The following is an 11,283-nucleotide window of genomic DNA, read 5'->3' as shown; positions in this document are numbered from 1 at the left end:
AATTGCATTTTGAGCTAGTGAAAAGACCTTTCGGAAAAAAATCAAAGGAACCAAAAGAGGAAGAATCAGAAAAACCAGAGAAAAAAGAGATCACTAGTTTAGTTGATTCAGACTATAACAGGAAAAAGCTGTTCAAGAGAGGAGTCAATTTAATGGCAGATGAGAAGCTGGAAGAAGCAATAGTAGTTTTTGAGCAGGCGTTAAGAATAGATCCGGACAACATTGAAACTTTGATGAAATTAGGATATGCAAGATTCCATTTAGATGAACACGGAGAAGCACTCAAAGTATATGATAAAATTTTAGATATTGATGTAACCAATCCCGAAGCTTGGAATCTAAAAGGACTAGTTCACTATGAACAAAAAAATTGGGCAAAAGCATTAGACTCTGCAGAAAAAGCTATTGAGTCAGATCCTACATACGGAATGGCATGGTATAACAAAGCATGTTTTTTGTCACTTCTAAATCAAGTACCAGAATCATTAGAAGCACTAAAACGTTCAATTGAGATAGATGTGAAGAATGCAAGAAAATCAATACGAGACAAAGATTTTGCAAATGTAAGAATCGAGGAAGGGTTCAAGAGAATTGAAGAAGTAGTGGTTTTAGAATCAGTAAGACAAGGATATCACACGATAGGATCAATTGTATGGACGACATTTCTTGACAAAGTAGATGCAGAAAAAGCGTTAAGAAAATTAATTGAGAAAGGATTAATCATACAAAATGAGAAAAGAGACGGTCTCAGTAAAATTCCAATATATGATCTTGCACCAAATGTTGCAGAAAAAATTGGAAGGGAGAAGAAAGGATTATTCGGAATTACGAGAAAGAAATTACCAAAGCCGGTAAAGAATCTAAAAGAATTAAGTCAAGTAGTTCAAGCAGCAAAAGAGTCAATAGAAGAAGAAGACGTAGAAAAAACCATCGACATTTTTGAAGAATTTATCGACCCAACAAAATTAGGAGAACAAATGATTGAAACATTCTTTGATGAACATAGAGAGATTAGATTGTGGAAAATTAGATTAAAAGACAGAGGAGAAGATTACCTAATTGAAAACAAAGAAAAGATGTTAGTCTTGTTTGACAACATAGAAGCAACAGTTACAAAAAAGCTTAGAAATGAAATTTCATAAATTTATTCAGCAGATAGATCCCAATAACTTGCATCTTCTTGTTTTGCAGTTGGTTTTTTGAGATTTTTCCATTCTTTAAATGAGCGAACATATAGTTTTGTGTTTGGTAATTCAGCAGATTTTAATGCATAATAAGCAAGTCCAGAAAGAGTACCAACGCTACCACAATAAGTAATGATTTCAGCATCACCAGAAATTCCTCTATTTCCAAGTAGTCTGCACATGTCATCCTTTGAACGTAAAATCTTGTCATTACTTGCAAGTGTTCGATAAGGAAGACTGATTGCTCCCGGAATATGTTGTTCAAGAAAATTTAGACGTTCGCGATTATCAATCAATATGACATCGTCTCGTTGTTTTGCGCTCTCCAAGTAGTCAGAAGTTGCCAAAATTTCAGGTCTCAAGTTCATAGAATGCTCTTTGTTTTGGATTTCAGGAGTTTTAGAATCAGTTTCAAGCCCCAATTTTTTCCAATTGCTGTATGTTGTTTCAAGAAGTTTGACGTCAGAATGTCCAAGATATTCCAAAGTCCAAGCAACACGAGATGCAAGTGCACCAAAAGTGTCATCATAAACAACAACCCTAGTTTCGTCATCAATACCCATGGAATTGACCAATTTCAAAACGCGTTCTGGAGAATCATCAGATAAGAGATTAGCAAGAGGTAAATTTACAGAATCAGGAATATGATCTTGTTTGTAATCATTTTCTCGTCTTACATCAATAACCCTAACACTCTTGTCTCTTATTTCAGACCGTAATGAATCAATGTCAGATAAAACATTTTTTTCAGAATCTGTCAAGCAGCACATTCACCCTTACCAGTCTTTGTATGATAGCTCGTATCACTTCCGTAATCCAAGTAAAAGTCAGGATCTTCATCTTTGGTAGGAGGAATAATAAGAGGCTCCAATATTTTTTTAATATCACTGATCGATTGTATTTGAGAATCTTCATTTCCATTGACAATTCTATGAAGCCAAGACTTTAGAGTATCACCATCTTTTTTGTTTTGTTTGAACAAATCAATTATTTTTAAGATAACAGGAATTACTCTTTTTGCAGGTACTCTAAGACATGTTTGTCCCAACATAGTATCTCCATCAGAACGTCCTCCCAGAGACATTTGGTAATTAGGATACATGTCGCGGCCTACTCGTGCACCTCCACCAAAGAATCCAATTGTCGCAATTCCATGTTGTCCACAGGAATTTGGACAACCACTGATCTTAATAGAAGAATCACTTAGATCTTCGTCTTCATCAAGTTTCAATTCTAAAAATTTCCTTTGAATCTCTTTAGCGAGTCGATGAGAATTAGTCAAGGCCAAATTACATGACGTAGTACCAGAACAACCAATTGGAGAAGTCATTGTCAAGGCACCAGATTTTGCCAAACCTACGCTTAGAAGTTTAGAGTATAAAGCAGGTAAATCGTCTTCGTGTACATAACGTAAAGCTACGTTTTGGACAAACCCAGATCTAGCTTTTCCTTCTGCAGAATATTCACGAATTATTTCAGCTAAATCCCCTAATTGGTTTGCAGTAATATCACCTGACTCCAATGTAATAAACACAGAATAATTTTCAGATTGTTTTTGTTTTACGGCGTTTGTTTTAAGCCATCTAGCAAAACCATCAGGAGTTCCTGAACCAGACTCATCAGAGATTCTAACAGGACGTTTTATTTCAATTGGAGTATGATCAACATCGAGTTGTGTTACCACTGATTGAGTAGCTTTGACAATAGCACGCTCTTTTAGTACAAGGCTTTGAAACTTTTCCCAGCCCATATCATGTACAAGATAACGCATACGATTCCTTGCAAGATTTTTTCTATCACCTAGTCTATCAAAAATTCTCATTACAGCAATAGAAGTATAAAGTAAATCTTCTTCTGGAGTAAATTCTTCAAATTGATGTCCAACGTAAGATTTGTTTCCCAAGCCACCGCCAAGAAAGATCTTAAAACCTCTTTGTGGTTTTCCATCTATATTTCGAATTTGAGGAATCAATCCAACATCAACCATTCTCACCATTCCATGTTTTTCACAACAAGTGAAATTGAATTTGAATTTTCTAGGTAGATTTTGAGCCATTGGATTTCGTAAAAAGAATCCAGCAGTTGCTAAGGCATAGGGGGTAGCATCAAATTGTTCATCAGGACAAACTCCAGACAACGGACTACACATTACATTTCGTACTGTATTGCCACATGCTTCTCTAGATGTCAACCCAACCTCAGCTAGGCTGCGTAAAATTTCTGATACATCTTCAAGAATAACCCAATGCAGTTGTATATTTTCTCTTGTAGAAAAATGAGCGCTTCCTATAGAGTATTGCTCACTTAGTTGAGATATTTTTTCAATTTGATTAGGATAAATCTCACCTGCAGGTAATTTGATTCGGACCATAGCATAATCACCGGTCATGCGAGTTCCATAAGCACCATGTTGAAGTCTAAATCGTCTAAAGCTGTCTTCATCATACTTGCCTTGTCTATACAATTTTACGGTTTTTGCAAAATTGTCTGCTTCCTCCATTCTAGCCCAATTGATTTTAGGAGTAACAGAAGAATCAGATTTGATAGTGCTTAGGTCAGAGACAGTCAATACAGAAGGACTTCTTTGAGTTTGGTTATAAATTTTTGACATTTGGAGGTTTTAGGCAGATAAATTTCAACATCATACATAATTTTCCTCTTTTTTAGAGAAACAAACAGAAAATGAAAATCAATACTTAGTATGACCTAATTTTCAGAAACATTGTGGGAAAGTATTAATTGTTTATAGAATGACCAACGACATGCAAGAAGCAACAATTGCAGAACAATCATCTAAAATATTTACAGACGTACGAGAAGTTGAAATTACACGTGCTATTGCCAATGAATTTCATGATGTTTTAATTGATAGAGCCGATTCAGATGTTATAATTATAGGTGCAGGCCCTGCAGGACTTACTGCAAGCAGAGAATTATCCAACATGGGATTCAAGGTCCTAGTCATTGAACAAAACAACTACCTAGGAGGAGGTTATTGGTTAGGAGGATATATGATGAATCCTGTAACTGTGAGAGAACCAGCTCAAAAAATATGGGATGAACTAGGGGTACCTTACAAAAAAGTTGCAGAAGGATTGTATTTGACTCCAGGACCACATGCAGTATCAAAACTGATTGCAGGAGCTTGTGATGCAGGAGTGAAGTTCCTAAATCTTACAAAATTTGATGATCTAGTAATGAAGGATGGTAGAGTGGCAGGAATTGTTGTCAACTGGATGCCAGTATCTGCATTACCACGTAATATTACATGTGTTGATCCAGTCGCCTTTGAAGCAAAGATGATTATTGATGCATCAGGTCATGATTCAGTTGCAGTAAAGAGATTGGTAGATAGAGGATTAGTAGATTGGAAAGGAATGAATCCAATGTATGTAAATGAAGGAGAAGAACATGTTGTGAACAAAACAGGTGAAGTATATCCAGGACTAGTTGCAGCAGGAATGTCAGTTACAGAAACACATGGATTAGCAAGAATGGGACCAACATTTGGTTCAATGCTATTTTCAGGAAAACGTGCAGCTGAGATAACAGCAGAAAAAATAAAAGAATTAGAAAGGTAGAAACTATTCGCCTGTACATCTTGAAGATATCAAAAATCATTCTATATGATGAGCCTTCTATTCCAGAAATAAAGATAAAAGAAATAGAAAGATTTCTCATAGACACATTTTCAGTCAGAGTAGAAATAAGAGGAAATTTTATCGATTATTTCAAAAATAACGTTGCAGAAAAAATCGAAAAAACAATAGTATTTGATACAAAAAAACCATTTCAAAAACAAAAAGACAAATCACATACAAACACAAACCAAGAAAAAGAGACACCACTATACGACGGATTTGAAGTTTACAAAATAATCAAAGAGGCAATACCAAAAAAAGAAAACAAATTAGATATTTTACACATCATCATTACAGAACTATTAACATGCACATACGATGATGATGATTTCAAATATCATGCAAGAACTTCTATCAATTCAAATCCAACAATAATTTCAACAACAGGAATTGTAGAGGGACCAGCCAAACCTAGAGAATATTATTTAGATTCAATGATGTGTTTTCATCCTGAGGAGTTAGATGAGATTAAAAAAAAATACAAGGATCAGTTTGTAGATTATCATGATGTGAGATTATCAGAAATAATCAGAGGCCTCATTTTACAAAGCATATTGTATTATGAAACAGGAAATGCATTTTGTAAACAAAAAGATTGTAGATTGTTTAATGCACATTGGCAAAAAGATCTAATATTTTCACAATTAGAAAATAGAAAATTATGTAAATTACATTCAGACATTCTAACAAAATTAAAAAAGACAAATTGATGTGATGAATCAAAAATGGATCAGTTAGAAAAGACATTCACTTAAATTATTGAAAGATAGTAGATGAAACATAATGATGGCAGCAGATGCAGGAGCTACAGTATTAGAAACTAATGATGAAAATCCAAAAGCCCCAGACAAAAAGAAAACAAAATTTGATATTGTAATTATAGGTGCAGGCCCATCAGGGTATACTGCAGGGATTTACTGTTCAAGAGCAGGATATGACACACTGATTTTATCTGGAATATTACCAGGAGGACAACTAGTCAATACAACAGAAGTTGAAAACTATCCAGGATTTGAAAATGGGATTATGGGGCCTGACCTGATGATCGATATGAGAAAACAGTCTCAAAGGATGGGCACAACAATAATAGACGATGAGGTAGTGAATGTAGATTTCAGACATAAGCCATTTAAGGTTTTGACAGCATCAGAAGAATATGAAGGACGTGCTGTGATCATTGCAACAGGTGCAAATCCAAGAAAACTAGGATTAAAGGGAGAACAAACATTTGGAGGAAAAGGAGTTTCATATTGTGCCACTTGTGATGGACCATTTTTTAGAAATCAAGAATTGGTAGTGGTAGGAGGAGGAGACTCTGCAATAGAAGAGGCCACATTCCTAACAAAATTTGCAACAACAGTACATCTTGTCCACAGAAGAAGCGAGTTACGAGCAAGCAAAGTAATGCAAGAGAGAGCCTTTAACAATGAGAAAATAAAATTCCATTGGGATTCAGCAGTAATAGACATCAAAGGAGACCAAAAAATGCAACAAGCAGTTTTAAAAAATTTGAAAACTAATGAGGAGACTACCATTGATGCAGGAGGTCTTTTTGTTGCAATAGGACATGAACCAAATACAAGCTTATTCAAAAACCAAATTGACTTAGACGATGAAGGATATGTTGTCTTAAAAAATAAAACACACACAAATATCGAAGGAGTGTTTGCAGCAGGAGATGTACATGACAGAAATTACAGGCAAGCAATTACTGCAGCAGGATTTGGATGCATGGCAGCAATCGATGTAGACAAGTACCTTACAGAAACTTCTTAACAAAATATGAAAAACGCAAAGTGCCAAAAATGCTTAAACAAATTTCATGAAAAAGATATTTACACAATACAGCAATTTCAGTATAGAAAGATACCATCATACAAGTGGTCCATAGAATTTTTCAAAAAACTAGAAATTACTGAATGGGATTCATTTTGTGAAAATTGTATTACGGCATATTCACAGATGTCATACCAGGCATGGGAAAATGAAAAAGACAAGTAGATACTCTTTATTTACGCAAAACTAAAGGAAACTATGGAAAACAGTTCAGAGAAGACAAAAGAGATAGTAAAAGAACACAGTAAAAAATTAACGGAATTAGGAAAAGAACTGAGTAAAAATCCTTTCAGTTACAAGGTAGAAGAAAAATCATCAAAAGAATATTGGGAAAAAAGAATCAAAGATTTTGAAGACCATAGCAAGAAGAGCCTACAATACTACCAGCAGGTTCACGGAATAATCAATGCCATTAACAAAGAAGATGCCGAGATGTTTCTGTTACGATTAGGAAAATTTCGTCAAATGAGTGTCAAATTAATAGAATTTATGGAAAAAATCAAAGAAAATCCATCAATCATCAATTCCAAAGATAAGCAACAAAGCACCTGGAGCAAAGACATCAGACAACAAATAATAGATCACAGCAATGATTGCTTGAATCACGAAAAACAAGCAAATGAGTATTTTAGAGACTTTTATGAAAAAAACATCAAGAAAATAATGCAGAATTAATAAGCAAGATCAGACATGTATTGAGCCTTTGCTACAGCATTATCAAATTCTTGTTTGGATAGAATATTCTGATTAACATAAACGCTCTTGAATTTTCTTCCATCATCAGCAAAAATCCCCACTACACATGCATCATCACTATCAGGAATAGAGTATTTTTTCATACATGCATAAACTGCTGCAGAAGAAGGGCTAATGAGCAATCCATCTTTGTTGAAAACTTCAGTTACAACTGAAAATGCCTCATCATTAGTTGCAGAGACCCAATCATCAACAACATTTTCTCGTTTTAGAAACAAATCAGGTTTTGCAGATTCTTCAAAATTTCTCCATCCTTGGATTAAATGATTTTGTTGTGGTTGGCAACCAATAATCTTAATGTCGGGATTTTTTTCTTTAAGGAAAGTCCCAATTCCAGTTATGGTTCCTCCAGTTCCCACCCCAGTGAAGAAATGAGTCACCTTACCTTCAGTCTGTTTCCAAATTTCAGGACCGGTTCCAACATAATGTCCCTTGAAGTTTGCTTCATTAGCATATTGGTTTGGAGAGTAGTATGTATCAGGTCTTGAAGATGCAATAGAGGTGGCTAGTGCTATGCTTTGATCAGTTCCAGCTCCTACCTTTGGACACAGATCATCACTGGTTTCAAAAACCTTAGCACCCAAATGTCTAATAATATCCTTAGTTTCATCACTTGCCTTTTCAGGAATGACAATCTCAACTTTGTAACCCAAAAGATTAGCAATTCCAGTTAATGCAATTCCAGTGTTGCCAGAAGTAGGTTCAATAATTATGCTCTTTCCTTTTTTTAGGATCCCTTTTTCCTCACCATCTTTGATCATCCAATAAGCAGCTCTGTCCTTTACTGAACCAAATGGATTATGACCTTCGAGTTTTGCAAAATACTTGTGATTGTCACTAGAAAGAGAGTTTAATTTTACAAGAGGAGTATTGCCAACTCGATTTAAAACATCTGTATCTGTATCAGTTACAGTAGTCATAGTTTTTGTTTATTTCACCTTTTTAATTTGAAATGTGATTACATCACCATTCTTAGACATGTCTATTAGTTCATGCCCATTTCTTGTAACCCATCTTGAGATATCATCTTCAGCTGCAGGGTCATCGGCAGATACAACAAGAACATCTCCAACCTGCATTCGTTCAATTTCAATTTTTGTTCTAAAAACAGGCTCAGGACAAAATAATCCGGTTGCGTCCAGCTTTTTTTCAGAAGATTCAGACATGATATATGTTGATAAAAGACGATTTGTCATATTAAAAGCTATTTGAGTTTAGGGCACTCTAAATCACAATGCCATTTTAAACATAGTAGCAAGATTCCGGTCTTTCATAAAGCTAGGATCCTTGTTTTGAAAATTGATTTTTCTAGATATTCGTTTCATAAGAAAAATTGCGACATTATAGAAGAGAGACCACATGTGACTGTTTTGGCTAGAGTCATAAATTCTCAATAACAGGTTCAAAATCCATTTTGCATTAGGATAGTTTTCAGATATATATTCAGTCAAATATTCTTTGGAATTATTAATTTTATATCTTAGGTGATCAAGTGTTTCATTTTGTAGTGCATATCCGGTCTGAGAAATTTTTATTTTGCCACGTTTCATTGCACGTAAAACATCATCAAGATTCCCTTCTGAATCAACTACATTCACACATCTCCCAAGGGTAGATAAAACATGAGAATCACTTCCTGCCACTTGAACCATCTCATTATCTAAAGCAAATTTTGTTGCTCGAGCATTAGATAAGACATCAACATTGTTACTATTGAAGACTTCAACCATGTCACATTTTTTTGCATTAGTTCTCAAGGCATCAAGTAAGCTGAAAGGATGAGGAGCAGAGGAGACACCTCCTTGAGCATTTACTTGATCAATTACTTCATCTAAAGAGATACCAGAATCAATTGTGTCATGAATCCCATATGCTAAAACATGAGCACCTGTATCAATTGTGATTTCTTCGGCAGGAAATACATCAATATTTTTGAATTTTTCATGATCATTTTTGTACTCCAATAATTGAGAATATCCATCCAAGGTGTTGTGATTAGTAACAAAAATGGCATCCAACCCCAAGACATGTGCTCGTTCTAATTGGTCACGAATAGAAATATCACAATCATATGGAGGCTCATCATCACCAACATGAAAATTTGAAAATGAATTGTGGCAATGAAGTTCAGTTTTTATTGGCATTGAAATTTAGGCTCAATCTTTAGATTATAATCTTATTGAAACCAGAGCATTGTTATCTGAAGAGATCTTCATTTTCAGGCCGGATTAGATCAGATATCAAATGATTCTCAGAGTCAAAAACATAATCTCTAGCAATTGCGACAGGACAATTCAGAGTTTTCCCCATCACCAATTCAGCAGCAGATGAAAGCTCATCAGCTATAGCTATAGCAGTAACACGTAAAATTTTATTAAAATTATCCAAACTTCCTTCATAATCAAGTATTGGGTTTATCCCAGAAGTTCCAATTGCATGATTTGTCTGTCCCATTCTAAATGGACGTCCAAAAGTATCAGAAATAACAACAGCCACATTTTTTTTAGATAGGTTAAAGATCTTTTCCCGTATTTTTTTTGCTGAAAAATCAGAATCAATTGGAAGTAAAGTAGCATAACCATTTTGCACATTACTTTCATCAATTCCTGCATTTGCACAAATAAAACCATGATTAGTTTCCACGATCAGAATTCCATTACTCATACGAACTATGCGTTTGCTTTCAGACAGGATCAATTCAACGATCCTAGGATCTTTTCCATATTGAGAACTAATCCCTTCAGACAACAGAGAGGGTTTCACAGTGGATAAGTCAACCACCCTTCCTTCTTGTTTTGAAACAATCTTTTGAGCAATTATAAGAACATCTCCATCGCATAAATCAGATGAAGAAATAATCATTTCTGCAATATCATCTGAAGAATCAATTTCTTTTTTTAATTTAACAGGGATAATCTGCAAACAATATGACTAATTGAACGGTATAAAAAATTGTTTATGTGCAAATAGACTATAGTTCTATTTTGTAATGTCTACGAATTATGTCCAAAATCTTAGAAAGATCCTTTTCTTCAAGAGTAGTTGTTGCAAGATCCTTGACTAGATCTTGAGCTCGATAGGCAATTCCCAAGCCACAAATATCAAATAATTTTACATCATTTGCACCATCTACTACACATACAATGTCTTCCTTTTTTTCATTCCATTCAGCAATCTTAATTTTGGCAGATTTTGATTTATCTGAATCCACGTTAATTTTTACACCATCCAATTTACCATCATTAAAAATTAGTTCATTAGAATAGACATAATCCAATCCTAATTCCTTTTTTAACCGATCCATCATAATAGTAAAACCTCCAGAAACAGCCATCAATTTCCAACCAGCAGCCTTTAAGGCCCTACAGGCTTCTTTTGCACCGGTCATGATAGGTAATTCATCAGATACCTGTTGACAGATTTTTTCATCCAAGCCTTTAAGCGCGGCAACTCTTGTTCTAAGTCCTTCTTCCCAGTTTATCTTTCCTTGAATTCCCTGACGAGTGATTTCCCAGATTTCGTCTTCCTTGCGAAGTTTTTCTGCGAGGATCGGTAGATATTCTTCGTCATACAAAACACCTTCAACATCAAAAATTATTAGCAAATGATTTCTGTTTTGCAAATTTTTGCTAATTATATTAAAGTACTGACCATTTTTTAAAAATTTGTTTCTAGAATAGATTGATCGAAGGGATCGTCATTACGTTATCATAGAAAAAAAATAAAGAAACAGACAAATTATTTTTTCATAATATTCCTCAAGGTAATTGAAAGATACATAACAACAAGATTTCTCCTAAATTATTCGTGAACAATCAACTGCTTAGTTCTATTCATACATTTAGAAATTTTTTGTAGAAAAAATT

General features: G+C 34.5%; 12 protein-coding genes. 5 read left to right on the top strand and 7 right to left on the bottom strand.

The features are described 5' to 3' along the window. The first annotated feature begins 17 nt into the window (after positions 1 to 17). The gene (locus ACOQN3_RS03220; protein WP_420545051.1) at positions 18 to 1,142 is read left to right on the top strand and encodes a tetratricopeptide repeat protein; all 1,125 of its coding nucleotides are present in this window, start codon (positions 18 to 20) and stop codon (positions 1,140 to 1,142) included. Positions 1,143 to 1,144: 2 nt separating this feature from the next. Here ACOQN3_RS03220 and ACOQN3_RS03215 read toward each other — a convergent pair whose 3' ends face one another. Together ACOQN3_RS03215 and ACOQN3_RS03210 are read right to left on the bottom strand one after the other, a co-directional pair. Beyond that, positions 1,145 to 1,945, bottom strand: a complete 801-nt coding sequence (locus ACOQN3_RS03215; protein ID WP_420545050.1) for a sulfurtransferase — start codon at positions 1,943 to 1,945, stop codon at positions 1,145 to 1,147. After that, complete coding sequence (locus ACOQN3_RS03210) at positions 1,942 to 3,795, bottom strand: nitrite/sulfite reductase (RefSeq protein WP_420545049.1); 1,854 nt, start codon at positions 3,793 to 3,795, stop codon at positions 1,942 to 1,944. Before ACOQN3_RS03210 ends, ACOQN3_RS03215 begins: the two co-directional genes overlap by 4 nt. Positions 3,796 to 3,946: 151 nt before the next feature. Here ACOQN3_RS03210 and ACOQN3_RS03205 point away from each other — a divergent pair, with 151 nt between their 5' ends. The 4 genes from ACOQN3_RS03205 to ACOQN3_RS03190 all read left to right on the top strand — a co-directional run bounded on the left by ACOQN3_RS03205 (position 3,947) and on the right by ACOQN3_RS03190 (position 7,336). Next, positions 3,947 to 4,765 carry a sulfide-dependent adenosine diphosphate thiazole synthase gene (locus tag ACOQN3_RS03205; protein WP_420545048.1) on the top strand — a complete coding sequence of 273 codons (819 nt, stop codon included), beginning with the start codon at positions 3,947 to 3,949 and terminating at the stop codon, positions 4,763 to 4,765. Positions 4,766 to 4,785: 20 nt separating this feature from the next. After that, positions 4,786 to 5,535 carry a DUF6775 family putative metallopeptidase gene (locus ACOQN3_RS03200; protein ID WP_420545047.1) on the top strand — a complete coding sequence of 250 codons (750 nt, stop codon included), beginning with the start codon at positions 4,786 to 4,788 and terminating at the stop codon, positions 5,533 to 5,535. A gap of 73 nt (positions 5,536 to 5,608) precedes the next feature. Beyond that, on the top strand, positions 5,609 to 6,601 hold the full coding sequence (gene trxB, locus ACOQN3_RS03195) for a thioredoxin-disulfide reductase (protein WP_420545046.1): 993 nt from the start codon (positions 5,609 to 5,611) through the stop codon (positions 6,599 to 6,601). Positions 6,602 to 6,859: 258 nt separating this feature from the next. Beyond that, the gene (locus ACOQN3_RS03190) at positions 6,860 to 7,336 is read left to right on the top strand and encodes a hypothetical protein (protein WP_420545045.1); all 477 of its coding nucleotides are present in this window, start codon (positions 6,860 to 6,862) and stop codon (positions 7,334 to 7,336) included. Here ACOQN3_RS03190 and ACOQN3_RS03185 read toward each other — a convergent pair. From ACOQN3_RS03185 to serB, 5 genes are all read right to left on the bottom strand, one after another. Beyond that, positions 7,333 to 8,337: a cysteine synthase family protein gene (locus ACOQN3_RS03185; RefSeq protein ID WP_420545044.1), complete on the bottom strand. Its 1,005-nt coding sequence runs from the start codon at positions 8,335 to 8,337 to the stop codon at positions 7,333 to 7,335. The genes ACOQN3_RS03190 and ACOQN3_RS03185 overlap by 4 nt on opposite strands. Positions 8,338 to 8,346: 9 nt before the next feature. Continuing rightward, entirely contained in the window at positions 8,347 to 8,583 is a 237-nt protein-coding gene (locus tag ACOQN3_RS03180) for a sulfurtransferase TusA family protein (protein ID WP_420545043.1), read from the bottom strand. A gap of 63 nt (positions 8,584 to 8,646) precedes the next feature. Next, entirely contained in the window at positions 8,647 to 9,561 is a 915-nt protein-coding gene (locus ACOQN3_RS03175; RefSeq protein WP_420545042.1) for a PHP-associated domain-containing protein, read from the bottom strand. 52 nt (positions 9,562 to 9,613) lie between these two features. Continuing rightward, positions 9,614 to 10,339 carry a coenzyme F420-0:L-glutamate ligase gene (gene cofE / locus ACOQN3_RS03170; RefSeq protein ID WP_420545041.1) on the bottom strand — a complete coding sequence of 242 codons (726 nt, stop codon included), beginning with the start codon at positions 10,337 to 10,339 and terminating at the stop codon, positions 9,614 to 9,616. A 49-nt stretch (positions 10,340 to 10,388) separates the two neighbouring features. Further along, on the bottom strand, positions 10,389 to 11,039 hold the full coding sequence (serB, locus tag ACOQN3_RS03165; protein WP_420545040.1) for a phosphoserine phosphatase SerB: 651 nt from the start codon (positions 11,037 to 11,039) through the stop codon (positions 10,389 to 10,391). Between the last annotated feature and the right edge of the window lie 244 nt (positions 11,040 to 11,283).

It is taken from the genome of Candidatus Nitrosopumilus sp. (assembly GCF_965223225.1).
Taxonomy (GTDB): Archaea; Thermoproteota; Nitrososphaeria; order Nitrososphaerales; family Nitrosopumilaceae; genus Nitrosopumilus.
This window is presented reverse-complemented; position numbering and strand designations above follow the sequence as displayed.